The organism is Mesorhizobium sp. CA5, from assembly GCF_020165105.1.
Classification (GTDB): Bacteria; Pseudomonadota; Alphaproteobacteria; order Rhizobiales; family Rhizobiaceae; genus Mesorhizobium.
The window spans coordinates 88,278-113,058 of the sequence record NZ_JAIUHJ010000014.1 but is presented as its reverse complement, the minus strand read 5'-3'; the positions used below and the strand labels follow the sequence as shown (position 1 = coordinate 113,058).

Here is a 24,781-nt window from a genome sequence, read left to right as displayed (position 1 = left end):
CGTTGAGGAGTTACCTTTTCGCCAGCAGGTCGCGGATCTCAGTCAGAAGCTGTACGTCGGCGGGCGGCGGTGCCGCGGCAGCAGCCGGCTTCTCGCGCTCCAGCCGCCTGCGCAGATTGTTCACCGCCTTGACCATCAGGAAGATGATGAAGGCAAGAATCAGGAAATTCAGCACGACCGTGATGAAGCTGCCATAGGCGAAGACGGCGCCTTCTTTCTTGGCATCGGCCAGCGTGGCCGAATGGACGTTCGATGACAACCCGAAGAAGTAGTTGTTGAAGTCCAGCCCGCCGAAAATCGCGCCGATGATCGGCATGATGATGTCGTTGACGAGCGAGTCGACGATCTTGCCGAAGGCGGCGCCGATGATGACGCCGACGGCTAAGTCCATCACATTGCCCTTGGAAATGAATTCCTGGAATTCTTTCAGCATTCGGCCCTCCTTGCCATGACCGGCCGTGCAGCCGCCCCGGCTCTCCGGCACCGATCCGAAGCCACAATAACAAAAACCCCCGGTTGAAAAACCGGAAAAAAGGGCGAAGACACCGGTTTGTGCTTACCTGCCTCGTCAGCCGCATATGCGCCAAAAGCCGCGATGGACTTGGGCTCCAAGCTGTGGTTGCGTCTTAACGACCGGATGAGGAAACCGGCCAGGGAGGAAGTGCGGACCGTGCAAGGCTGGTTCGTCGTCATCATCGCGATCGCCTATGTGACGCTGCTTTTCGCCATCGCCAGCGTCGGCGACCGGCGCTCGGTGGCAGCCGGGCTCGGCCGGGCGCGGCCTTTCATCTACGCGCTCAGCCTCGCCATCTACTGCACTTCCTGGACTTTCTTCGGCTCGGTCGGCCTTTCCTCCGAGCGCGGCCTCGAATTCCTCGGCATCTATACCGGTCCAGTGCTGGTCTTCGTATTCGGCTTCCCGCTGCTCAACCGCATGATCCGGCTGGCAAAAAGCGAGAAGATCACCTCGATCGCGGACTTCCTCGGAGCCCGCTACGGCAAGAGCTTCACCGTCGCGGCGATCGCGACGCTGATCGCGACCATCGGCGCGGTGCCCTACATTGCGCTGCAGCTCAAGGCGATCTCGGGTTCCGTCAGCCTGATGGTCGAGCACTATACGGGCTCGCCCCCCTCTTTCGATCCGTTCGTCAGCGATATCTCGCTGGTGGTGGCGATGCTTTTGGCGCTGTTCGCGGTGCTGTTCGGCACCCGCCATGCCGATGCCACGGAACATCAGGACGGACTGGTTCTGGCGGTGGCGGTCGAGACCGTGGTCAAGCTCGCCGCCTTTCTCGCCATCGGCCTGATGGTGATGTTCCTGATCTTCGGCGGGCCCGGCGACATGTTCGCCAGGCTTGCCGGAAACAGCCAGGTGCGCCAGGCGATGAGCTACAGCACCTCCCTGGCAACCTGGCTGGTGCTGACCGGCTTGAGCGGGTTTGCCGTGCTGATGCTGCCGCGGCAGTTCTACGTCACCATCGTCGAGAACCGCAGCGAGGCGGAGCTGCGCACGGCGACCTGGGTGTTCCCGCTCTACCTCGTGGCCATCAACCTCTTCGTGCTGCCGATCGCCTTTGCCGGCCTGTCGCTGGTCGGCGGCAAGACCAGCAGCGACCTTTATGTGCTGTCGCTGCCGCTGTTCAGCGGCCATGACGTGCTGGCCATGGCCGCCTTCGTCGGTGGACTGTCGGCGGCGACCGCGATGGTGATCGTCGAGAGCGTCGCGCTTTCGATCATGATCTCCAATGATCTCGTCATTCCGCTGTTCGTGCGCCGCGTGCTCAAGACGAGTTCTTCGGAGAACGAGGACTGGTCGACGCTGATCCTCAACGTGCGCCGCGCCTCGATCTTCATCATGCTGTTCATCGCCTTCCTCTATTATCGCGAGAGCACCAATAGCGCGCGGCTGTCCTCGATCGGCCTAATGTCGTTTGCCGCGATTGCCCAATTCGCTCCGGCCCTGATCGGCGGGCTGATCTGGCGCCGCGCCAACGGCCGGGGCGCAGCCCTCGGCATGGTCGCCGGCATCGCCGTCTGGGGTTACACGCTGCTCCTGCCTTCACTCGTCGCCCCCTCTACCGATATCGTCGTCCACGGGCTGTTCGGCTTCGAGGCGCTGAGGCCGCAGGCGCTGTTCGGCACCGTCGGCGAGCCGCTGAATCATGGCGTGCTGTGGAGCCTCTCGGTCAATGCGCTGTTTTTCGTCCTCGGCTCCCTCTCCCGCGCATCCGTGCCGCTGGAGCGCATCCAGGCGGCGATCTTCGTGCCGCGCGAGGCAGGCCCGATGCCCAGCCTGCGCCGCTTCCGCACCGCCGTCACCGTCAACGACCTGAAGGATACGATTTCACGCTATCTCGGCGTCGAGCGCACGGAGCGCTCGTTCCAATCCTTCGAGAGGGACGCGAAAGTCTCCCTGCACGGCACCGAACAGGCCAGCATGGATGTCATCCGCTTCTCTGAGCAATTGCTGGCGAGCGCCGTCGGCTCGTCCTCGGCGCGGCTGATCCTGTCGCTGCTCTTTCGCCGCAACGATCGCGACTCCAAGGATGCCTTCAAGCTGCTCGACGACGCCACCGAGGCGCTGCAGCACAATCGCGACCTTTTGCAGATCGCGCTCGACCAGATGGAGCAAGGCATCACTGTCTTCGATCGCGATTTCCGACTGATCTGCTGGAACCGGCAATACCGGCTGCTGTTCGACCTGCCGGACGAGATGGGCCAGGTCGGCGTCTCGCTCGACCGGATCCTCCATCATCTCGCCGAGCGCGGCGATATTCCCGCCGACCAGCGCGTGACGATGCTCAACCGGCTGACCAGTTTCGCTGGCCCGTGGCAGATGGAGCTCAAGACCAGCGGCCGCATCCTGGAGCTGCGCTCCAACCCGATGCCCGACGGCGGCATCGTCGCCACCTATGCCGACATCTCCGGCCGCGTCGAGCAGGACCTGGCGCTGAAGCGGGCCAATGAATCGCTGGAGCAACGGGTCAAGACCCGCACCGTCGAGCTCACCCGCGTCAACGAGGAACTGGCGCAGGCGCAGATGCTGGCCGAGGAGGCAAACCTCGGCAAGACGCGCTTCCTCGCCGCCGCCGGCCATGACATCCTGCAGCCGCTCAACGCCGCCCGCCTCTATTGCTCGTCGCTGATCGAGAAGGCGGGCAAGGGACCGGCCGGCAAGGCCGCGATGAACATCGAATCCTCGCTGGAATCGGTCGAGACCATCCTCGGCGCGGTGCTCGACATCTCGCGGCTCGATGCCGGCGCGATGAAGCCGGACAATACCGCTTTCAACCTCGGCGGACTGCTCGGTCAGATCGGCAACGATTTTCGCCCGCTTGCCGCCGAAAAGAAGCTCGATCTGAAGATCATCCCATCCTCGCTCGGCGTCATGACCGACCGGAACCTGTTGCGCCGGCTAATCCAGAATCTCGTTTCCAACGCCATCAAATACACGCGCCAGGGGCGCATTCTGGTTGGGGTGCGGCGACGCGGCGAGCTGGCCGAGATCCAGGTGATCGACACCGGCATCGGCATTGCCGGCGACAAGCTCAGCACAGTCTTCCACGAGTTCACGCGCCTCGACGAGGGCGCGCGCGAGGCCGAAGGCCTTGGCCTGGGGCTCTCCATCGTCGACCGCATTGCCAGGGTGCTGAGGCTCGAAATCCGCATCTACTCCAACCCCGGCAAGGGCACGCGCTTTTCCGTGATTCTGCCGGTCGCGGCGGTCGCCGCGCCGCCGCGCGAGGCCGGCAAGGCGCCGGCCCGCTCCGCCTCGACGCTTGCCGGGCTCAATGTGCTGTGCATCGACAATGACGCGCGCATCCTCGACGGCATGCGGCTGCTGCTCGAAGGCTGGGGATGCCGTGTCGAGACGGCTTCGGGATCAGGCGATCTCCTGAAGCCCGGCGCGCCGAAGCCGGACCTCGTGCTGGCAGACTATCATCTCGACGGCGGCACCGGGCTCGATGCGGTCGCCACGCTGCGCGCCGCCTACGGGCAGGACCTGCCCTGCGTGCTGGTCACCGCCGACCGCTCCAGCGAGGTGCGCGCGGCTGCCGGCCGGCTCGACATTCCGGTGATCAACAAGCCGCTGAAGCCGGCCGTGCTGCGCTCGATGATGGCGCGCGTCAGGCCGCTGGCGCCGGCCGCCGAATAGAGACAAAGCACTGCTATCAGCCGCGATGCCCGAGGCTTCGGAGATAGGCGCAGAACATGTCGGCCAGCGCATCAGAATAGGCTTCGATCTCATCGGCCGTTCGCTCCTTTTCCGAGAAATCCGCCCCCACGGCGCTCAGCGTCTTGATGATCAGGTCGCCGGCCAGGGCGCGGCCGCGGTCCGGCGCGTCAGGAAGCGTCTCGCGCATGAAGGTCTCGACGGTCCGGCTCGCCGCCGCCCTCGCCTCCTCAGCCTCCGGCGCATCCCGATAGAGCGGCGCGGCGTCGTTCAGCGCGCCGCGCATCGCCGCCTCCTCGCATTCGGAGCGGATGAAGGCGTGGACCAGCGTTCTTGTCCGCTCGAGCGGTGATAGCCCGGTATTTTCGAGAATGCTGCACAAAAGCTCTGTCGTCTGGCGCCATTCGTCACTCTGCAACCTGAACAGCAGGGCCGCCTTGTTCGGGAAATACTGGTAGAGCGAACCGACGCTGACGCCCGCCCTTTCGGCAACGCGCGTGGTGGTGAAACGCTGCGCGCCTTCAGCAGCCAAAACCTGAGCAGCCGCCTCTAAAATCGCCGCGACCAGCTCCGTGGCGCGCGCCTGTTTGGGCTGTTTTCGGGTGGAAATTGAAGGGCTTGAGCGTTGGATCATGGTCGCGCGCCGAAATGCGAATTGGAAACCTGAAGGATTATTCGTATTTTTCGAAGCAACACAAGAACCCCGCCGGAGACAGCCATGACCACCCTGACCGCAACCCCTTTGGCACCGCTGCTCGCCCGCCTGTTCAAGGAAGCCGACGCGGCGACCAGCCCGGCGATCGCACGGTACTCGCGCGAGGAACGGACGCGCCTGCTCCACAGCAAGACCGAGTATCGCCAGTTCTACGGCAGCCTGAAGAACCTGTGGCTTGCGGTCTCGCCGGAGACCGGCACGCTGCTCTACATGCTGGCGCGCAGCACCGGCGCGCGCATCATCGTCGAATTCGGCACATCGTTCGGCATCTCGACGCTCTATCTTGCCGCGGCGCTGCGCGACAATGACGGCGGTCGGCTGATCACGACGGAATTCGAGCCGTCGAAGGTAACGCGGGCCAAGGCCAATCTGACCGAAGGCGGCCTCATCGACCTGGTGGAGATCCGCGAGGGCGATGCGCTGGAAACGCTCAGCACCGACCTGCCTGACCGGATAGACCTCCTGCTGCTCGACGGCGCCAAGGCGCTCTATCCGGAGATACTGAGCCTGGTCGAGAGCCGGCTCAGGCCCGGCGCACTGGTCATCGCCGACAACGCCGACTTCTCGCCCGACTATCTGGAGCGGGTGCGCGCGCCGGCCGGCGGCTATATGTCGACGCCGTTCGGCGACGACGTGGAGCTGTCGATGCGGCTCGGCTAAGGCCTGCTCGAAACTACCCCATGCTGCTTCTGAGGCAGCCGTAGGCGTTTACGTCAACCAACGCGCAATCCCGGCCTTCGGGCCTTTGACGCGTAGGTGACATCCATGACCTTCCTCCCATCGTCCTGGCGCGGGCTGCCGCGCCCGGCTCTGCTCGGCCTGTTCCTGTTCTTCTGCGCCGGTTTCGCCGACGGCGCGCTGGTGCCCTTCTTTCCGCTCTGGGCGAGCGGCGAGGCGAACATTCCGATCGGCGCGATCGGGCTTTTGTTTGCCTGCTATGCCGGCGGCGAATTGATCGCCGCGCCGCTGATCGGCGGCATCGCCGACCGGATCGGCCGGCGCCCGGTGCTGATCCTGTCCTCGCTCGGCGTCGGTTGCGGCTTCGTCGCGCTGTTCTTCGTCCACGGCGTCGCCGCCACCGCGGCCGTGCTGCTTTTGACCGGCATATGCGAGTCGGTGCTACACCCGACCATCCTCACAGCTATCGCCGATGTGACGGAACCGTCGGCGCATCCGCGCTGGTTCGGCATGGCGCGCGTCAGCTCGAGCGCCGGACAGATCCTCGGCCCGGCCTGCGGCGCCCTGCTGGCGCTCGTTTCGCTTGGCAGCGTGTTCCTGGCCGGCGGCGGTATGCTGCTCTTCGGCGGCATCGTCATGCTTGCCGCATTCGCCGAGACGCGCGGCCATGCCGCAGCCGACCATGGGGAAACGGAGGAAGAGGAAGGCCTGTCGGCGCTGCTGCCGGCCTTCCACGACGGCCGCCTGGCAAAGCTGCTCGCCTGGGTCGTGCTGTTCGAGATTTCCGGCAACTGGATCGAAGCGGTCATCCCGCTCTATGCGCAGGATGCCGACACGCTCACCCCGTCCGGTGTCGGCGCGCTGTTTGCCCATGCGGCCGCCCTGACGGTCGGTTTGCAGATGCTGGTCAGCCGCTTTGCCGAGACGCGATCGGCGCTTTGGCTGGCAGCAGGCGCCGGCATCTCGACCATCGCCGCCTTTGCCCTGCTGGCGACCTCGCCGGCGATACTTTCGCTGGTCGTCGCAGTCAGCTTCTGCTCGGTGGGACAGATGCTGGTCGGGCCGCTCGTGCCGACCGCCGTCAACGCGCTCGCACCATCGCCGCGACGCGCTTCCTATATGGCCGCCTCGTCTGTGGCGGTCGACCTCAAGGACTCGCTCGGACCGTCGATCGGCACGGCGCTCTATGCGCTCGCGCCGCGCCTGCCCTGGATCGCCGGCATTCCACTGGTGGCGATCGCTTCGCTGGGCCTCGGCGCCGCGATCGGGCGGGCGCGAAATCCTTCAGGCCCGACCGAGGATGATGCCGCGTCGCAGTTGGGCTCGGCCGTCGAAAACTATCGCTGAGGGGCGCAGCCATCGACCCGACGCGAAGCGACCGCATGATCGATCCGCGCTGGTCGGGTTCAGTTAGGGTGAAAGCTTCGCCTGAGGTGCCTGCGATCAGCCGACCGGCTGCAGCGGGTCGCCGCCGATCTTCGACAGCTGGATGACCGCCTGGGTGCGGCTGTCGACGCCGAGCTTCTGCAGGATGGCCGAGACATGCGCCTTGATGGTGGCCTCGGAGACGCCGAGCTCATAGGCGATCTGCTTGTTGAGCAGGCCCTCCGCCAGCATGCCGAGCACCCGCGTCTGCTGCGGCGTCAGCGCCTGCAGGCGCTTGATCAGGTCGGAGATTTCCGGGTCGCGCTCGACGCCGAGCTCAATGCCGGCCGGCGCGGCAATGTCGCCGGCAAGCACCGCCTGCACGGCGCCGCGGATCTCGTCCATGCTGGCCGATTTGGAGATGAAGCCGGAAGCGCCGAGATCGAGCGCGCGGCGGATGGTGACGGGATCGTCATGCGCCGATACCACCACCAGCGGCACCGCCGGATGGATGCCGCGCAGCGAGATCAGGCCGGAGAGGCCGCTGGCGCCCGGCATCGACAGGTCGAGCAGCACCATATCGATATCTTCATTGGCAAGCACCAGCGCCTTGGCGCTTTCGAAATCGCCAGCCTCGTGGATGGCGGCAACGTCGCCGATGCCGGCAAGCGCCTCCTTCAGCGCGCCGCGAAAAAGCGGATGGTCGTCGGCAATGACGAAAGTGTGGCCCGACGGCAAATATTCCTCCCCCGATCCCATCATCATTGTGTGCTTCTTGCGGGGACCGGAATGATTATGCGGCGACGCGGCGCGTTTTCAAGCGACAAAGGCCGCGCGCGGGGTTTTCCCCAAGGCGGCTTTGCAATCAGGTCTTCTGCTGGTTCAGCTTGCCGTCGCCGTCTTCCTTGTCCAGGTCCTTGACGATGTCCTTGAAGGTCCGGAAGAAGCGCTCCATGTAGCCCATCGTCTTGTTGAAATCCTCTTCGCTCGGCAGTTGCGATTCCAGCCGGGCCGAGAGCGAATTCTCGAGCTTGGCGACGCGCGCGTCGAGCGCCTTGAGCGAATTGTCCAGCCGGTCGATCTCGTCCTGGTAGGCGGCCCGCTCGTCGGCGGCCATCTTGCAGACGAGCTGGCCCGAGCGCTCCTCGCAGACAGACATGGCGCCGGTCCTTGTGTCCATGCGGACATAGCCGTTGGCCGACTTCTCCAAACGGTAGTGATCGGTTTCCTCGGAATAGGCGGACGCGGCAACCAGCGAGCAAAGCGCCGCGGGGATCACGATGTGCTGCAGACGCATGTTGTTCCTCCATGAGCCAGTGAAGGCGGGCTATCACAGGTTTGCGCCGGAAATGGGGAAGAGTCGAGCTTCGAGCCTTCCCCGCACCTTCGGTTCGGATTATAGCGCGACAATGTCTCAGATTATCTACAAGATCGCGCCCGAGGCGCTTTGGCGCGAAGCCGAGAGGAACGGGCGCTTCGCCGGCGCGCCGATCGACATCGCCGATGGCTTCATCCATTTCTCCACCGCCGGCCAGGTTCGCGAGACGGCGGCCAAGCATTTCGCGGGGCAGACGGACCTGCTGCTGATCGCGATCGACGCGGCAAGGCTGGCTGATGCGCTGAAATACGAGGTCTCGCGCGGCGGCGCCCTGTTCCCGCATCTCTACGCCGAGCTCGACCTTGATGCGGTTCTCTGGGTAAAGCCGTTGCCGCTCGGCGCGGGAGGCCACGAATTCCCGACGCTGGAGGGCGAATGAGCGTGCTCGACCGGATCGGCCAAAAGCTGCTTTTCTCCTTCGATCCGGAAACCGCGCACGGCCTGTCGATCGCGGCGCTGCGCTGCGGGCTGCCGGTCGGCGCGACGGCGCCGCGGCGCCTGAAGCATGACGCGCGGCTGAAGGTCAGCCTTTGCGGCCTCGATTTCCCCAACCCGCTCGGCATGGCCGCCGGCTACGACAAGAACGCCGAAGTGCCGGACGCGCTGCTTGGGCTTGGCTTCGGCTTCGCCGAGGTCGGCACCATCACGCCGCTGCCGCAAGCCGGCAATCCGAAGCCGCGCATCTTCCGGCTGACGGCGGACGAGGCGGTGATCAACCGGCTGGGCTTCAACAATGAGGGCCATGCGGCCGCCGAAAAGCGTCTTGCCGCGCGCAAGGGGCGGCCGGGCATCGTCGGCGTCAACATCGGCGCCAACAAGGACAGCGCCGATCGCATCGCCGATTATAAGCGCGGCGTCGCCCGCTTCGCGCCCCATACAAGTTATCTGACGGTCAATATCTCCTCGCCCAACACGCCGGGCCTGCGCAACATGCAGGCGCGCGAGCAGCTCGGCGAGCTCTTGTCACGGGTGATGGCCGCCCGTGCCGCGGCCCCCGCGCAGCCGCCGATTTTCCTCAAGATCGCGCCGGACCTCGTCGAGGCGGAGCTCGAAGACATCGCCGCCGAAGTCGCCGAGAAGAAGATCGACGGCGTCATCGTCTCCAACACGACGCTTGCAAGGACAGGATTGCGAAGCGGCGGCGTGGCGAATGAAACCGGCGGTCTTTCAGGGAAACCATTGTTCGAGCGTTCGACCGCGGTTCTCGCCCGTATGCGCAAGCTGCTCGGCCCAAGCATTGCCCTCATCGGCGTGGGCGGGGTGGACTCCACCGAAACGGCGCTGGAGAAGATCCGCGCCGGGGCGGATCTGGTCCAGCTCTACACCGGCATGATCTATGCCGGGCCGGCGCTGCCCGGGCGCATCATTGCCGGCATGGCGCGATACGTGGAGCGTGAGCGGCTTGGCTCGATCCGGGATCTGCGCGACTCGGCTTGCGAGCGCTGGGCTTCGAAACCAATCAGCTGAAAGCTGTCCTCACTCTGAGCCTGAGCACCGTCAGCAGGCTCAAGCCGCGCACCAGCAGGAAAACATGCAGCGATGCCCACAGGCCGCTGTTGCCGAATGCCGGCGCCAGGGTGATGAGCGCAGCGCTGAAGATGAGGAACGACAACAGCATCATGTTGCGCATGTCGCGCGACCAGGTGGCGCCGATGAAGACGCCGTCCATTTGGAAGGCGAGCACACCACTCAGCGCCGTGAAGGCGGCCCAGGGAAGATAGGTGTCGGCGACCGCGCGAACATCCATCGAGGTCGTCACCAGCGCCACCAGACTGGCGCCGGCGGTCAGCAGGATGAGTGTGGCGATACCGGCGAGGCCAAAGCCCCAGATCAGCGTCAGCCGGACTGCCTGCCGGAACGGGGCGGGCGCATGCGCGCCGATGGCTCGGCCGGCAAGCTGCTCGGCGGCGGTGGCGAAGCCGTCGAGGAAATAGCCGGCGATGAGGAAGAAATTCATCAGCACGGCGTTGGCGGCGAGCGTCACCGTGCCGAACTGCGCGCCCTGCCTGGTGAACAGCGCGAAGGCGGCAAGCAGCGAGAAGGAGCGGATCATGATGTCGCGGTTGAGCGACAGCATGCGCCGGTACGCCGGCAAATCGAGGATACGCCGGCGCGACGGCCGCTCCAGCTTGCGGAAACGGTTGAGCACGATGGCAAGGCCAAGCAGCATGGCCAGGAACTCGCCGGTGACGGTCGCCCAGGCGACGCCGGCAACGCCCCAGCCGAGCTCGAGACCGAGCAGGAAGCAGAGCGCGATGTTGATGCCGTTGAGCACCGCCTGCAGCATCAGCCCGAGCCCGCCCTCGCCTCGCCCCAGCACGTAGCCCAGTATGGCGTAGTTGATCAGCGAGAAGGGCGCGGCGAGCAGCCTGATGCGGATGTAGACCGACATCGCTTCGCTAACGCGCGGCTCGGCGCCCATGAACCATTGGCCGGCGACGGCAAAGAGCGGCGCAAGGGCGGCAAGTATGACGCCGGCGATGACCGCGATCAGCACGGCGCGCCATAGCACCGCCTGCTCCTCCAGCGCATCGCCGCGCCCGAAGGCCTGGGCGACGAGGCCGGTGGTGCCGGAGCGCAGGAAGTTGAAGCTGGTGAAGACGACGTCGAAGACCAGCGATCCCGCCGCCAGGCCGCCGAGCAGGGCCGCGTCGCCGAACTGGCCGACCACCGCCGTGTCGACAATGCCGAGCAGCGGCGTCGTCAGATAGGCAAGCGTCATCGGCACGGCGATCGCCAGCACCGAGCGGTTGGTGACGACGAAAGACCTGGCGTTGGCTTGAGTCGCGTCCAAGGATTGCTGCCTGTCCGATTTGCGGCTTGATCGAGGACCCGATGTGCCCCAGTTTGCCGGCATCACGCAACCATATCCGCCGGGCTGCCAACCGAATTGCAAACCTGGCGCAGCCACCAATTCATGCCACTGCAGATCGTCCATCACCCCGACTATGACGCAGGCTTCGCCGTCAACCATCGCTTTCCGATGAGCAAATATCCGCTGTTGATGGAGGCTTTGCGCTTACGCGGTCTAGCCGTGCACGGCGCGCTTTCGATGCCGGAACCGGCGCCGGCCGCACGCCTGAAGCTGGCGCACGCGGCCGACTATGTCGATCAGGTGATCGCCTGTCAGGTACCGGCGAAAATAGAGCGCGAGATCGGCTTTCCGATCGGTCCGCGCGTGTCATTGAGGGCACAGCTCGCCACCGCGGGCACGGTGCTGGCCGCCAGGCTGGCGCTTAAACATGGCATTGCCTGCAATGCGGCAGGCGGCAGCCATCATGCCAGGCGCGCGCAAGGCGCGGGCTTTTGCACCTTCAACGATGTCGCCGTCGCCGCGCTGGCGCTGCTGGCCGAAGGCGCCGTCGAAAACGTGCTGGTCGTCGATCTCGACGTGCATCAGGGCGACGGCACGGCCGACATTCTCAAGGACGAGCCTCGCGCCTTCACCTTTTCCATGCATGGCGAGCGCAACTACCCGGTGCGCAAGATCGCCTCCGACGTCGACGTCGCCTTGCCGGACGGGACAGGCGACGACGCCTATCTCGAACGGCTCGCCGCCATCCTGCCGGAACTCTCCGGGCAAAGGCGCTGGGACATCGTTTTCTACAATGCCGGCGTGGATATCCATGCCGAGGACAGGCTCGGCCGGCTGGCGCTCACCGACGACGGTATCGCCGCCCGCGAGGACATGGTCATCGGCCATTTCCGCAAGCAGGGCGTGCCGCTGTGCGGCGTCATCGGCGGCGGCTACTCGACCGACGTGCCGGCGCTGGCCGCGCGCCACGCCGTCCTGTTCGAGGTGGCGTCGCGATATGCGTGAGGCCGCGCCGAGCTATTTCCTGTAGCTGGCGATCCTGAGCAGGATGAACACCGGCACGACGATCGCGGCGCCGAGCAGGATGTAGCCCAGGAAGCGGTCGATGGCGTGGAAGCCGAGATTCCACAGATCGACGAAGAACTGGCGGATGCCGTAAAAGACGTCCATCGGCGACCAGCCGAAGGCATGCATGACGAGGCCGACGAGGAAGGAAACCACGAGCAGCTTCAGGAATACCCTGAGCGGCGTGTCGCCGAGAAAGCGCGTCAGTGCGGACAAGGCCATTCTCCGGTTCGAGCCGCCCGATTCGGGCGGGGCGATATCAGAGATACGCATTCCGCGGAAAGGCATCAAGCAATGGAGCCGCGGTTCCGCTTTGCCGATTGCTTGACGCCCTGCCATCATGATAACGAGGTGGCCGACGCGGGTATGATGTAATGGTAGCTTGTCAGCTTCCCAAGCTGAACGCGCGGGTTCGATTCCCGCTACCCGCTCCAGCTTGCACCGCAGGGATTTGAGTGAGACCTCACCAAGGGGCCAAATTGCGCGTCCGATTCATGCCGGCTGCCGGGCATTGCGGGGGAATTGCATCGGGTCGACCTTAGGCCGGGCAGCTTGCGCGAGGGCTAATTCGGCTGTTTGTAAAGCGAGCGTTGGGGTCTTGCACATCCATGCAAGACCCCAGTCAGCGATTCACCCGGCAGCCCGGATACATGGTCGCTATCGACCTAGATGATCATGCGCTAGAGCCTGAAGCCGATCCAGACGCGGCGGCGCCAGCAGCGGACATGACGCCGGCCATGGCGCCAGTAGCGCCGGCAGACCCTTCTCCAAACGTGGCGCCGGCGGCGGCGGTAGTACCGATCACGGTAATACCGACGGCGGTAGTACTGGGCTGGCTGCAGCAGATCGGCCTGGTCATCCTCCTCGTAGATGGCCGGATCCGGCTTGTCCAATTCATCCAGAATTCCGTTGCCGGCGGGAATACCGGCAACGGCCTTGCTGGGTCCGGCCAGGCTTGCAAGCGCTGCCGCCCCCACAACGCCAAGCATTCCGGTGAGAAACAACCGACGTTCCATAAAAACCTCCCGAGCTGTTGGGCACGGCAGCCCTTCCTCACCCGCAACGGGCTCCAGGGAGCGACCGATCGGTTTGAACGTGCAAGTAGCATTCTCGTTCCATCAGCCCACCTCGCGCAAAATGAAGTCGTGCAGCATCTTGGCGGCGGGCGAGAGCGCGCGGTTCCTGACCGTGATCAGACTGTAGGGCCGGACCTCGATGTCGAACTCGGTCTGCACGACATCGATGGCGCCGGCCAGCCCATCGCCGCCCTGGATGAACTTGGCGACCTGGATCGAGACCGGCGCGATGGCGTCCGACTGCGCCACCATCACCAAGGTGAGCAGCAGCGAAGAGGTGTTGAGGATGCGGTCGGGCAGCGGAATGTCGCGATTCAAAAAGTTGCTTTCCATCGCCTGGCGCAATGGCGAGCCCCCGGACTGGAACACCCAGTCATAGGCCGCGGTATCTTCCAGCCGCACCATCTTGCCGCTCGCAAGCGGGTGGCCGCGGCGCACGATGAGGCAGGCCTTCTCGACGCCGATGACGCGCGATTCGAAGAGCCGCGGATTGAGATCGTCCGGGATGCGGGCGATGATGAAGTCGTGGCGCGAGGCGATCAGCTCGCGGGCCAGCACGTTCGAGGTCTCGACCTGCATTGTGATCTCGATGCGCGGATAGATGCGGCGGATCTCACGGATCGCCGGCACGGCCAGCTCGATCGCCGGCGCCGTGACCGCGCCGAGGAATACGGAGCCGCCCTTGCCGGCCTTGAGCTCGGAAATCTCACGATCGGCCTCCCGCATCTCGAGCAGGATGGAGCGGGCGCGCCGGGCGAGCGCCTGGCCGTAAGGAGTCAACGTCACGCCGCGCGGCAGCCGCTCGCACAACTTCACGTCGAGCACCGCTTCCATCTCGGCGATCATGCGCGAGGCGGCCGGCTGGGAGATGTTCATGACCTGGGCGGCGGCGCTCACCCGCCCGTGATCGTCCAAGGCGGCAATCATGCGCATGTGGCGAAGACTGAGGCCGCTGCGCAGCAGCGTCTCGCCATCTCCCGGCAATTTCTCGTAACCACCTGAAATCGCATTGGGATCGCGCAACGCCGCCATGGTTTTCCGTCTCCTGTGCGGGTTTCTATCGATCGTTTAAGCCATATCAGTATCGATATAGCAACCAGCAAAGATCGCATTTGACAGTTATGTCAAAGCGACCCACCCTCCGCGCGTTCCGATGCGCAGGGGTCGGCGACGAGTGAAATCGTATCGATTGAAAACTGCGCCGCGGGGCCGATTGGGAGGATACCGGAGATCGATAAAGCCGACAGTGGCGCGCCAGCGCACCTGCTCGACTGCGCGGCCCGCGAAGCCCCGAGGTGTCGCGTCCATCAACCAGGGAGAGTAATCGTGAAGATCATCAAGACGCTGGCCGCCATCGCGGCCCTTGGCATTGCCGCCACGACCTATTCGGCGCACGCCGCCGACAAGGGTCTCGTCGGCGTGCTGATGCCGACCAAGACCTCGCAGCGCTGGATCAACGACGGCGACGCCGTCAAGTCCCAGCTCGAAGCGCTCGGCTACACCGTCGACCTGCAATATGCGCAGGACGACATCCCGAACCAGCTCAGCCAGCTGGAAAACGAAATCACCAAAGGCCCGAAGGCGCTGATCATCGCTTCGATCGACGGCACCACCATGGCCGACGCGCTGCAGAAGGCCAATGATGCCGGCGTCGTCACCATCGCCTATGACCGCCTGATCAAGAAGACCCCGAATGTCGACTACTACACCACCTTCGACAATTTCGGCGTCGGCGTGATCCAGGCGAACTCGCTGGTCAAGGGCCTCAAGGAGCGCTTCCCGAACACCAAGCCGTGGAACGTGGAGCTGTTCGGTGGCTCGCCGGACGACAACAACGCCTTCTTCTTCTACAACGGCGCCATGTCGGTCCTGCAGCCGCTGATCGACGACGGCTCGATCAAGATCAAGTCCGGCCAGATGGGCATGGACAAGGTCGGCACCCTGCGTTGGCTTGCCGCCACCGCCCAGGCGCGCATGGACAACCTGCTCTCGGCCAACTACTCGGACGGCAGCCGCGTCGACGGCGTTCTGTCTCCCTATGACGGCCTGTCGCGCGGCATCACCGCCTCGCTGCGCGCCGTCGGCTACGGCACGGAAGCCCAGCCTTGGCCGATCGTGACCGGCCAGGACGCCGAGACCGCCTCGGTCAAGCTGATCATCTCGGGCGAGCAGTACTCGACCGTGTTCAAGGACACCCGCGAGCTGGCCAAGGCCACCGTGCAGCTGGTCGACAAGGTGCTCTCCGGCGGCAAGCCGGACGGCCTCGACACCAAGACCTACAACAACGACGTCAAGGTCGTTCCCTCGATCCTGTTGACGCCGCATGAGGTCGACAAGTCGAACTACAAGGAACTGGTCGTCGACTCCGGCTACATCAAGGCTGAAGAGCTGAAGTAATCCGGTCTCAAAGGAAGGGGTCCTGCGCGACTGCAGGGCCCCTTTTCGTTCGCAAGCGACCCCGGTATTGTTTTTGCCGGCTACCGCAGCGCCATATGCCGCCAAGGCATGAGCGAAACTGTGGCATGTTGATTTCGCGCAAGACGCTTTCCGCGAGTGGAAGGCCTGCGCCAGGGAGCAGATCCTGATGGCCTCGACGATTTTGGAGATGCGCGACATCACCAAGACGTTCCCCGGCGTGAAGGCGTTGTCGAACGTCAATCTCAGCGTCGAGGAAGGTGAGATCCACGCCGTCGTCGGCGAGAACGGCGCCGGCAAGTCGACACTGATGAAGGTGCTGTCGGGCGTCTATCCATCCGGCACCTATGAGGGCCAGATCATCTTCCGCGGCCAGGAATGCAATTTCAAAGGCATTCACGACAGCGAGCATATCGGCATCGTCATCATCCACCAGGAGCTTGCCCTGGTGCCGATGCTGTCGATCACGGAAAACATCTTCCTTGGCAACGAGCACGCCACCTACGGCGTCATCGACTGGGACGCCAACGAGACGCGTACCGGCGCCCTTCTCAAGAAGGTCGGGCTCAAGGAAGACCCCAAGACGCTCATCACCAATATCGGCGTCGGCAAGCAGCAGCTGGTCGAGATCGCCAAGGCGCTGAGCAAGGAAGTGAAGCTCCTTATCCTCGACGAGCCGACGGCCTCGCTCAGCGAGAAGGACAGCCAGGCGCTGCTCGACCTTCTGCTCGAGTTCAAGCGCCAGGGCATGACCTCGATCCTGATCTCGCACAAGCTCAACGAGGTGAACCGCGTCGCCGACAAGGTGACGGTGATCCGCGACGGGCGCACCATCGAGACCTTGCCGAGGAAGGACATCTCGGAAGACCGCATCATCACCTCGATGGTCGGCCGCTCGCTCGACGACCGCTACCCGCCGCGCGAGCCGAAGATCGGCGACGTCATCTTCGAGGTAAAGGACTGGTCGGTTTACCACCCGATCCATGCCGAGCGGCAGGTGATCAAGAACATCAACCTCAATGTGCGCAAGGGCGAGGTTGTCGGTATCGCCGGGCTGATGGGCGCCGGCCGGACCGAATTCGCGATGAGCCTTTTCGGACGCTCCTACGGCCGGCACATCACCGGAGAGGTGTCGCTGCACGGCAAGCCTATCGACCTCTCATCGGTGAGCAAGGCGGTGGCGAGCGGCATCGCCTATGTCACCGAAGACCGCAAGACCTACGGCCTCAACCTCATCGACCACATCAAGCACAACGTGACTTTGGCCAACCTCTCCGGCGTTTCCAGCCGCGGCGTCATCGACGACATGCGCGAGATGAGCGTCGCCAATGACTACCGCAAGAAGACCAACATCCGCGCCTCCAGCGTCTACCAGCTGACCGGCAACCTCTCGGGCGGCAACCAGCAGAAAGTCGTGCTGTCGAAATGGCTGTTCGCCGATCCGGAGGTTTTGATCCTCGACGAGCCGACCCGCGGCATTGACGTCGGCGCGAAGTACGAAATCTATACGATCATCGCGCGCCTTGCCGCCGAGGGCAAAGCGATCATCGTCATCTCGTCGGAAATGCCCGAACTGCTCGGTATCTCCGACCGTATCTATGTGATGAACGAAGGGCGTATAGTCGGCGAAATGGCTGCAAGCGACGCAAGCCAGGAAAAAATCATGCGCGCCATCGTTCGCGGAGAAGGAAAAGCATCATGAGCACAGAAAGCGCTCCCGCGCCGCAAAGCGGGCTCGCCGAGGACGTCAAGCAGCAGGGTCCGCGCGTCGCCGTCTCGGCGCTGACGACGAACCTGCGCGAATACGGCCTGATCATCGCGCTGATCGTCATCATGCTGTTCTTCCAGTACACGACGTCGGGAACGCTGTTCAAACCGGTGAACCTCAGCAATCTGGTGCAGCAGAACTCGTTCATCATCGTGATGGCGCTTGGCATGCTGTTGGTGATCGTCGCTGGCTATATCGACCTCAGCGTCGGATCGGTCGCCGGCTTCATCGGCGCGCTGGCGGCGATGATGATGGTGATCTGGCCGCTTGGGATGTTCTCGAATCCGCTGGTGGTCTCGATCGTGTGCCTGATCGTCGGGGCGCTCATCGGCGCTGCGCAAGGCTACTGGATCGCCTATCACAAGATACCGAGCTTCATCGTGACGTTGGCGGGCATGCTGATCTTCCGCGGCATCTGCCAGGCGCTGCTCGGCGGTGGCTCCTCGGTCGGTCCGCTGCCGGACAGCTTCAAGGCGCTGAGTTCCGGCTTCATTCCGGACGTGATCGGCCCGCTGACGCTGATCCCGCCGACGGTCAATGCCGCCGGCAAGACGATCGTCGGCAGCGGACTGACGCTGCACATGACGACGGTCGTGCTCGGTCTCATCGCGGTGCTCGCCTACGCCTATTTCGGCTTCAGGACGCGGCGCAAGCGCGAGCGTCACGGCTATGAGGCGGAGCCCTTCCCGCTGTTCGTCGTCAAGACGCTGGTCGGCAGCGCGCTGGCGCTGTTCCTGGTCTTCCAGTTCGCCAGCTATAGGGGCCTGCCGGTCGTGCTGCTGGTGATGGGCGTGCTGATCTCGCTGTTCGTCTTCGTCACCAAGCGCATGACCATCGGCCGCCGCATCTACGCCATGGGCGGCAACGCCAAGGCCGCGCAGCTTTCGGGCATCAACACCGAAAGGCTGACCCTGCTGGTCTTCATCAACATGGGCGTGCTCTCGGCACTGGGCGGCCTGATCATCGCGGCGCGCCTCGGCCAGGCCGTGCCGGCTGCCGGTCTCGGCAGCGAGCTCGACGTCATCGCGGCCGTCTTCATCGGCGGCGCCTCGGCAATGGGCGGCGTCGGACAGGTGATCGGCGCCGTCGTCGGCGGCTTCATCATGGGCGTGATGAACAACGGCATGTCGATCATGGGCGTCAATGTCGACTGGCAGCAGGTGGTGAAAGGCCTGGTGCTGCTCGGCGCCGTCATCTTCGACGTCTACAACAAGAACAAGGCCTGAAGACCTGAAGCGGACTTAAGGAGGCATACGGGTTTCAGATCGCGAAGCTGCCGGCAACCCGTCGGCGTCAAGAAGTCCAGGCAAGGACCGGGCTCGCGAGCGCAATCCGGACGAAGAATTTCAACCGTGGCACGGATTTCTCCGCGCCGCGCCGGTCAAGGTTTGCCCGCGGGCAGCCAGGCAAGATGAGAGAGGGTTCAAACATGCTGATCTCCCAGATCCTCGACGACGCCGAGACGATCCGCGTCGTCGCCCGCAATGGCGGCGGCAAGACCAGGGTCATCAACGGCGCGCGCAGCGTCTATTCGCTGGCGATGGAGGCCGCGCGGACAGGCACGGGCCTCGAGGCATTGATCGAGCGCAAGGGCTATGGCGAGACGGTCGATCTCGATGCCGCCTATAAGAGGGGCAGGCTGGTCTCGCCGATCAACCATCCGGACCCGGCGCATCTGCACCTCACCGGCACGGGGCTGACGCATCTCGGTTCCGCGGCGACGCGCGATTCCATGCACAAGAAGCTCAGCGAGGGCGGCGAGGCGGAACTCACCGATTCCATGAAGATGTTCCGCATGGGCCTCGAAGGCGGCAAGCCGGCCAATGGACAGGTCGGCGTGCAGCCGGAATGGTTCTACAAGGGCAACGGCACGATGGCGGTGGCCCCCGGCGCGCCGCTGATGTCGCCGGCCTTCGCGCAGGATGGCGGCGAGGAGCCGGAGATCGCCGGCATCTATGTCATCGGCGATGACGGCGCGCCGTTCCGCGTCGGCTTCACGCTGTCGAACGAGTTCTCCGACCACGTCACCGAACGGGTGAACTATCTGTTCCTCGCCCATTCCAAGCTGCGCAACGCTTCGTTTGGCCCCGAAATCCTGATCGGCGAGCTGCCGGCCGACATCCGTGGCGCATCGCGCATCTGGCGCGACGGCAAGCTGCTCTGGGAAAAGCCGTTCCTGTCGGGCGAAGCGAACATGTCGCACACCATCGCCAATCTCGAGCACCACCATTTCAAATATTCGGCCTTCCGCCAGCCGGGCGACGTGCATGTGCATATGTTCGGCACCGCGACGCTCTCCTTCGCCGATGGCATCAGGACCGAGGCCGGCGATATGTTCGAGATCGAGGCGCCGGATTTCGGCCTGCCGCTGCGCAATCCGCTGGAGATCGAGAAGCCGGTCAAGGTGGCGGTGAAGGCGCTGTAGGAATGGCCAGAGGGGTGTTTCGCAGCCGTCTTCCTTCGTCATTCTAGGTGTTTGATCCCAGGCTTTGATGGGGCAGCCTTCGGCGGCTATTCTGGACTGCCGCATTCCACGGCCAATGTCATGGCATGGATTCTAGGGTCTGCGCGCGTCGCTTCGCTCCTTGCTCCGCCCTAGAATGACGAAGGATAGGGCGGCATCCGTTTGTGCCCTCTGTCCTTCCGGACATCTCCCCACTTGGACCTCACCGCGCTGCCCGAAAATGCTTGGAGAGCTTCAGGCCCTGCGCCTGATAGTTCGAGCCGAGTTCGGTGCCGTAAAGCGCCTGCGGGCGTTTCAGCATATGCTCGTAGACGAGACGGCCGACGATCTGGCCGTGGTCGAGGATAAAAGGCACCTCGTGGCTGCGCACTTCAAGCACCGCGCGGCTGCCGCTGCCGCCGGCGGCGGAGTGGCCGAAGCCCGGATCGAAGAAGCCGGCATAGTGGACGCGGAACTCGCCGACCAGCGGATCGAAGGGTGTCATCTCGGCGGCATAGAGCGGCGGCACGTGCACGGCTTCTCGGCTGACCAAGATATAGAATTCGTCCGGATCGAGCACCAGTTCGCCGGCGCCGCTCTTGTAGATCGGCTCCCAGAAATCGACGACATCCTGGGCGGCGCGCTTGTCGACGTCGACCAGTCCGGTGTGGTGCTTGCCGCGGTAGCCGACAAGGCCGTCTTTGTCGCCGTCGAGATCGATGGAGAGCGCGATGCCGCCGCCTGAAATATTGGGCGGCTCGGTGGCGACCAGCATCTCGGCGCGGTGAAGTTCGCGCAGCTCATTCTCCGAGAGCACCGCGTTGCCGGTGCGGAAGCGGATCTGCGACAGCCGCGAGCCGGCGCGCACGACGATCGGGAAGGTGCGCGGGCTGACCTCGAGATAGAGCGGCCCGCGGTAGCCGGCGGCAATCTTGTCGAACTCATGGCCGCGATCGGTCATGACGCGCGTGAATATGTCGAGACGGCCGGTCGAGCTCTTCGGATTGGCCGAGGCGGATACATTCGCCGGCAGCGCCAGGCTCTCGAGCAGCGGCACGATATAGACGCAGCCGGTTTCCAGCACCGCGCCCTCGGCAAGGCTGATCTCGTGCAGCTTCAGCCGCTCGAGCTTGTCGACGACCCGATGATCCGGACCCGGCAGGAACGAGGCACGCACGCGAAACGCCTTGTCGCCGAGCCTTAGATCGAGGCTGGCCGGCTGGATCTGGTCGGCGTCCAGCGCGCGCGGCGACTTCAGCGCCTTCGCCTCGAACAGCGCTGCGATGTCCTGATCCGGAAGAATGCCTGTTTGCCGCAAAGGCTGGCTCCGTTCACAAGGCCGGGCGAGGATCTAAGCAGGCTCTTGCCGCCCGGCTGGTACAAACCTCTTAATGAAGCCGGCAATTGACGCAAGCGCGGCGCGGGTCTAAAGGGTCGTTATCCCGTGGTGATTTGGCCGGTCGGCTTGCAGCCACGTTAAACAAGTCGCTAAAGGACCGTCGAGCCGCAAGGCTATATGGACCGGTTGCGACTTCGCGGCCGGTTTTTTTGTGTCTGAAAGCAGGGCTATGAGCACCAAGAAGCGCAACTTGAAACCTCAGACGGCACTCGTGCATGGCGGAACGCTGCGTTCCGGTTTCGGCGAGACATCCGAGGCGATGTATCTCACCCAAGGCTATGTCTACGAGACGGCGCAAGCGGCGGAAGCCCGCTTCAAGGGCGAAGAGCCGGGCTTCATCTATTCGCGCTACGCTAACCCGACCGTCGACATGTTCGAAAAGCGCATGTGCGCGCTCGAAGGCGCCGAGGATGCCCGCGCCACCGCTTCCGGCATGGCTGCAGTAACCGCCGCGCTGCTCTGCAGCGCCAAGGCCGGAGATCATATCGTGGCGGCACGCGCCCTGTTCGGCTCCTGCCGCTGGGTGGTCGAGACGCTGGCGCCGCGCTACGGCATCGAGGCGACGCTGGTCGACGGCACCGACATCGCCAATTGGGAAAAGGCGACAAGGCCGAACACCAAGCTGTTCTTCCTGGAAAGCCCGACCAACCCGACGCTGGAGGTGGTCGATATCGCGGCCGTCGCCAGGCTCGCCAATTCGATCGGCGCCAGGCTGATCGTCGACAATGTCTTCGCCACGCCGCTGCAGCAGAAGCCTCTGCTGCTCGGCGCCCATATCGTCGTCTATTCGGCGACCAAGCACATAGACGGCCAGGGCCGCTGCCTGGGCGGCGTCATCCTGTCTGACAAGAAGTGGATCGACGAGAACCTTCACGACTATTTCCGCCACACCGGCCCGAGCCTGTCGCCCTTCAACGCCTGGACGCTGCTCAAAGGCCTGGAGACGCTGCCGCTGCGCGTGCGCCAGCAGACGGAGAGCGCCGGCAAGATCGCCGATTTCCTGGCCGAGCGGCCGGAGATCGCCCGCGTCATCTATCCGGGCCGCGCCGATCATCCGCAAGCGGATATCGTCAAGAAGCAGATGTCGGGAGGCTCGACGCTGATCTGCCTCGACGTCAAAGGCGGCAAGCAGGCGGCCTTTGCCTTCCAGAACGCGCTCGACATCGTGCTGATCTCGAACAATCTCGGTGACGCCAAGAGCCTGATCACCCATCCGGCGACGACGACGCACAAGAACCTGAGCGACGAGGCCCGCGCCGAGCTCGGCATCGGGCCAGGCACGCTGAGGCTCTCCGTTGGCCTGGAGGACAGCGACGATCTGCTGGAAGACGTGGAACAGGCGCTGAAGGCAGCAAAATAGAAGGCTGAGAACGCCGCGGCCCGAGCCTTCCAGAGCCGCAATTCCGGACGGAAAACCGTTTTCACACTTTCCTGGAATTGCTCTAGGCGAGCTCCTCCAGCTCGGTCATCGCCTTGGTGCGGATGGTCATGGCGTTGCCGCGCCATTCGACGGCGCCGCCGAACCAGGCGCGCGCCCAGATGGCCGGCAGCAGGGCATCGCGCACAATCATCGCGGTGACGCTGCGTGGCGACAGGTACCAGCCCTTTGCAAAGGCCAGCAGCCATTCCGGCAGGTAGGCGATCGCCAGCACGCCCAAGGTCGTCGTGGGCAGGCTGACGCCGGCGCTTGCCGCCGCAATCAGCGCCAGCAGCAGCGGCACCGCAGCGCCAGTCAGGATCTCCGGCGCGAAGAACAGCGGAAAGGTCACCCGGCGCAGCCGCGCCCAGCGCGTCTGGCGCGACCAGATCTCGGCGAAGCTGCGCAGTCCAAGCGGCTGCTCGAATGGCGAGGCGACGAGGTTGACGTTGAGCCCCAGGCCGTTGACCAGCTTGGTGGCCGCCGCGTCCTCGGCGATCTCGGCGGCCAAGGCCTGGATGCCGCCATTGGCATCGAGCATCGGCTTGTTCCACAGCATACTCTTGCCCTGGGCGAAGCCAAGGCCAAGCGCCTCGCCGGCATACTGCCAACGCGCCTGCAGCGTGTTGAGGAAGGCGCATTCGACTTCGGCCCAAAACCCGTCCGGCCGCGAGCCGATCGGCGTCGAGCAGACGAGGCCGGTATCCGGCCGCCATGCCGCCATCAGGTGCTGGACATAGTCTCTCGGCATCAGCACGTTGGAATCGGCGAGGATCACCCAATCGTGTCGCGCCGCCTGCCAGCCCTTGACGCAGTTGTTGAGCTTGGGATTGGCGCTGACGCGATCATCGCCGATCAGCAGCCGCGCAGGAATTTTGGGGTGGCGCGCGATCGCCGCATCGATCAGCTTGACCACCGGGTCTTCGGCATGCGCGACGCAGAAGATCAGCTCGTAGCGCGGCCAATCGAGCGAGAAGGCGCGCAGCAAGGTTTCCTGCGTGAACGGCTCGACGCCACGCGACGGCACGATGATGGAGACCGGCGGCCGCGCGCCGGGGGGCGGCGCGATGACATGCCGCTGCTTCAGCTGCGACGAGGCGAGCAGGATGCTGGCGAGATTGAAGGAAAGAAGCGCTGACGAAGCCAGGCCGGCTGCGATAGTCAGTTCCATCGAGATCTGGTCACTCCCGACAGAGAGTTTCACCGTTTCACGCAAACGGCGACCCACTCCATCTCCTTGTTTTCACGCGATTCCGGACGGAAGGCTACGGCGAAGGCGCCGAGCCTAACCGCTCGCGCTTTTCCTAGAATTGTTTTAGGCCGCACGCGGCCGTTTCAACTGTTTACAGAGCGTCCGAGTCGCCCGGCAGATTTGTGCACACCAACATTGTCATGTGTCACTTAAATGACATTGTTTTTCGGCACCTGCGCTTACAAGGCTGGCAGGATGGTCGGCGCTGCGTCTATCAAGAGCGGAGCGTGACATATTTTCCGCGGCGGCAACCGGAGTGGCCCATGTATCGCGCAGTGACGCGCAACATCGAAGTGCTGGTCAGGCCCTTCTATCTGGAGGACCGCTCCGATCCGTCCGAGAACCGCTATGTCTGGGGCTATCAGGTGACGATCGACAACCGCTCCGACGAGTTCGTGCAGCTTGTGTCGCGCTACTGGCACATCACCGACGGTCAGGGCCGGGTCGAGGAGGTGCGCGGCGCCGGCGTCGTCGGCGACCAGCCGGAACTCAATCCCGGCGACAGTTACCAGTACACCTCGGGCTGCCCGCTCTCGACGCCGTCAGGCATCATGGTCGGCCACTACACGATGCGCAACGGCCGCGGCGAGACGTTCGATATCGCCATTCCGGCTTTCTCGCTCGACATGCCAGGGACAAGGCGCACGGTGAATTAGCCGTCGGCGACAGCCTCTTTCTCCCCGCTTCACGGGGAGAAATGCCCGGCAGGACAATGAGGGGCGACGCCGGGCTTCTGAGATTTTCCTTGAGGCGGACGACCGCGTCGCCAGCGTGTCGCTATGATCGCCAACGTTGGCGCCGCCTCTCATCCGCCCTTCGGG

The 24,781-nt window shown here is 64.4% G+C and carries 22 protein-coding genes, 1 tRNA gene and 1 riboswitch; of the genes, 13 read left to right on the top strand and 10 right to left on the bottom strand.

What is annotated here, in order from left to right; all coding sequences use genetic code 11:
• Window positions 1-10 precede the first annotated feature (10 nt).
• On the bottom strand, window positions 11-433 hold the full coding sequence (gene mscL / locus LB529_RS19160; protein ID WP_095766185.1) for a large conductance mechanosensitive channel protein MscL: 423 nt from the start codon (window positions 431-433) through the stop codon (window positions 11-13).
• A 237-nt stretch (window positions 434-670) separates the two neighbouring features.
• On the opposite strand from mscL, the gene LB529_RS19155 reads away from it, so the two are divergent.
• Complete coding sequence (locus LB529_RS19155; RefSeq protein WP_224711981.1) at window positions 671-4,156, top strand: PAS-domain containing protein; 3,486 nt, start codon at window positions 671-673, stop codon at window positions 4,154-4,156.
• Window positions 4,157-4,172: 16 nt separating this feature from the next.
• On the opposite strand, the gene LB529_RS19150 is transcribed toward LB529_RS19155, so the two are convergent.
• The gene (locus LB529_RS19150; RefSeq protein WP_224711980.1) at window positions 4,173-4,808 is read right to left on the bottom strand and encodes a TetR family transcriptional regulator; all 636 of its coding nucleotides are present in this window, start codon (window positions 4,806-4,808) and stop codon (window positions 4,173-4,175) included.
• A gap of 84 nt (window positions 4,809-4,892) precedes the next feature.
• On the opposite strand from LB529_RS19150, the gene LB529_RS19145 reads away from it, so the two are divergent.
• Window positions 4,893-5,549 carry an O-methyltransferase gene (locus tag LB529_RS19145; protein WP_224711979.1) on the top strand — a complete coding sequence of 219 codons (657 nt, stop codon included), beginning with the start codon at window positions 4,893-4,895 and terminating at the stop codon, window positions 5,547-5,549.
• A gap of 105 nt (window positions 5,550-5,654) precedes the next feature.
• A complete protein-coding gene (locus LB529_RS19140) occupies window positions 5,655-6,914 on the top strand; it encodes an MDR family MFS transporter (RefSeq protein ID WP_224711978.1) in 1,260 nt (419 codons plus the stop codon).
• A 96-nt stretch (window positions 6,915-7,010) separates the two neighbouring features.
• Here LB529_RS19140 and LB529_RS19135 read toward each other — a convergent pair whose 3' ends face one another.
• Window positions 7,011-7,670, bottom strand: a complete 660-nt coding sequence (locus LB529_RS19135; protein WP_095766186.1) for a response regulator transcription factor — start codon at window positions 7,668-7,670, stop codon at window positions 7,011-7,013.
• 127 nt (window positions 7,671-7,797) lie between these two features.
• Window positions 7,798-8,229, bottom strand: coding sequence for a hypothetical protein (locus tag LB529_RS19130; protein ID WP_224711977.1), 432 nt, complete (start codon window positions 8,227-8,229; stop codon window positions 7,798-7,800).
• A 112-nt stretch (window positions 8,230-8,341) separates the two neighbouring features.
• Between LB529_RS19130 and LB529_RS19125 the strand changes: the two genes are divergently transcribed.
• Both LB529_RS19125 and LB529_RS19120 read left to right on the top strand, forming a co-directional pair.
• Window positions 8,342-8,689 carry a DUF952 domain-containing protein gene (locus LB529_RS19125; RefSeq protein WP_224711976.1) on the top strand — a complete coding sequence of 116 codons (348 nt, stop codon included), beginning with the start codon at window positions 8,342-8,344 and terminating at the stop codon, window positions 8,687-8,689.
• Entirely contained in the window at window positions 8,686-9,777 is a 1,092-nt protein-coding gene (locus tag LB529_RS19120) for a quinone-dependent dihydroorotate dehydrogenase (protein ID WP_224711975.1), read from the top strand. Before LB529_RS19125 ends, LB529_RS19120 begins: the two co-directional genes overlap by 4 nt.
• Here LB529_RS19120 and LB529_RS19115 read toward each other — a convergent pair.
• Window positions 9,770-11,104, bottom strand: a complete 1,335-nt coding sequence (locus LB529_RS19115; protein WP_224711974.1) for an MATE family efflux transporter — start codon at window positions 11,102-11,104, stop codon at window positions 9,770-9,772. The two genes, LB529_RS19120 and LB529_RS19115, sit on opposite strands and share 8 nt — an antisense overlap.
• Before the next feature lie 123 nt (window positions 11,105-11,227).
• Between LB529_RS19115 and LB529_RS19110 the strand changes: the two genes are divergently transcribed.
• Complete coding sequence (locus LB529_RS19110) at window positions 11,228-12,130, top strand: histone deacetylase (protein WP_224711973.1); 903 nt, start codon at window positions 11,228-11,230, stop codon at window positions 12,128-12,130.
• A 12-nt stretch (window positions 12,131-12,142) separates the two neighbouring features.
• On the opposite strand, the gene LB529_RS19105 is transcribed toward LB529_RS19110, so the two are convergent.
• On the bottom strand, window positions 12,143-12,412 hold the full coding sequence (locus LB529_RS19105; RefSeq protein ID WP_181166832.1) for a DUF6460 domain-containing protein: 270 nt from the start codon (window positions 12,410-12,412) through the stop codon (window positions 12,143-12,145).
• Between the two features lie 138 nt (window positions 12,413-12,550).
• Here LB529_RS19105 and LB529_RS19100 point away from each other — a divergent pair.
• A tRNA-Gly gene (locus LB529_RS19100) sits at window positions 12,551-12,624 on the top strand.
• 246 nt (window positions 12,625-12,870) lie between these two features.
• On the opposite strand, the gene LB529_RS19095 is transcribed toward LB529_RS19100, so the two are convergent.
• Both LB529_RS19095 and LB529_RS19090 read right to left on the bottom strand, forming a co-directional pair.
• Window positions 12,871-13,206, bottom strand: coding sequence for a protamine-2 (modular protein) (locus tag LB529_RS19095; RefSeq protein WP_224711972.1), 336 nt, complete (start codon window positions 13,204-13,206; stop codon window positions 12,871-12,873).
• A gap of 102 nt (window positions 13,207-13,308) precedes the next feature.
• A complete protein-coding gene (locus tag LB529_RS19090; RefSeq protein ID WP_224711971.1) occupies window positions 13,309-14,298 on the bottom strand; it encodes a LysR family transcriptional regulator in 990 nt (329 codons plus the stop codon).
• A 294-nt stretch (window positions 14,299-14,592) separates the two neighbouring features.
• On the opposite strand from LB529_RS19090, the gene chvE reads away from it, so the two are divergent.
• The 4 genes from chvE (at window position 14,593) to araD1 (ending at window position 19,874) form a co-directional block, all read left to right on the top strand.
• Entirely contained in the window at window positions 14,593-15,663 is a 1,071-nt protein-coding gene (gene chvE / locus LB529_RS19085) for a multiple monosaccharide ABC transporter substrate-binding protein (protein ID WP_095765887.1), read from the top strand.
• A gap of 187 nt (window positions 15,664-15,850) precedes the next feature.
• A complete protein-coding gene (gene mmsA / locus LB529_RS19080) occupies window positions 15,851-17,383 on the top strand; it encodes a multiple monosaccharide ABC transporter ATP-binding protein (RefSeq protein WP_095765888.1) in 1,533 nt (510 codons plus the stop codon).
• The gene (mmsB, locus tag LB529_RS19075) at window positions 17,380-18,675 is read left to right on the top strand and encodes a multiple monosaccharide ABC transporter permease (RefSeq protein ID WP_224627329.1); all 1,296 of its coding nucleotides are present in this window, start codon (window positions 17,380-17,382) and stop codon (window positions 18,673-18,675) included. The genes mmsA and mmsB overlap by 4 nt, the downstream gene beginning before the upstream one ends.
• Window positions 18,676-18,878: 203 nt before the next feature.
• Window positions 18,879-19,874 carry an AraD1 family protein gene (gene araD1 / locus LB529_RS19070; protein ID WP_224711970.1) on the top strand — a complete coding sequence of 332 codons (996 nt, stop codon included), beginning with the start codon at window positions 18,879-18,881 and terminating at the stop codon, window positions 19,872-19,874.
• A gap of 241 nt (window positions 19,875-20,115) precedes the next feature.
• Here araD1 and LB529_RS19065 read toward each other — a convergent pair whose 3' ends face one another.
• Window positions 20,116-21,210 (bottom strand): 2'-deoxycytidine 5'-triphosphate deaminase, encoded by a 1,095-nt coding sequence (locus LB529_RS19065; RefSeq protein WP_224603052.1) that lies wholly within the window; start codon window positions 21,208-21,210, stop codon window positions 20,116-20,118.
• Window positions 21,211-21,326: 116 nt separating this feature from the next.
• A riboswitch (SAM riboswitch) is annotated at window positions 21,327-21,404 on the top strand.
• A gap of 56 nt (window positions 21,405-21,460) precedes the next feature.
• Between LB529_RS19065 and LB529_RS19060 the strand changes: the two genes are divergently transcribed.
• Window positions 21,461-22,651 carry an O-succinylhomoserine sulfhydrylase gene (locus LB529_RS19060; protein WP_224711969.1) on the top strand — a complete coding sequence of 397 codons (1,191 nt, stop codon included), beginning with the start codon at window positions 21,461-21,463 and terminating at the stop codon, window positions 22,649-22,651.
• An 82-nt stretch (window positions 22,652-22,733) separates the two neighbouring features.
• On the opposite strand, the gene LB529_RS19055 is transcribed toward LB529_RS19060, so the two are convergent.
• Window positions 22,734-23,879: a ceramide glucosyltransferase gene (locus LB529_RS19055; RefSeq protein ID WP_224711968.1), complete on the bottom strand. Its 1,146-nt coding sequence runs from the start codon at window positions 23,877-23,879 to the stop codon at window positions 22,734-22,736.
• Between the two features lie 344 nt (window positions 23,880-24,223).
• Between LB529_RS19055 and apaG the strand changes: the two genes are divergently transcribed.
• On the top strand, window positions 24,224-24,616 hold the full coding sequence (apaG, locus tag LB529_RS19050) for a Co2+/Mg2+ efflux protein ApaG (protein ID WP_095765893.1): 393 nt from the start codon (window positions 24,224-24,226) through the stop codon (window positions 24,614-24,616).
• Window positions 24,617-24,781 lie beyond the last annotated feature (165 nt).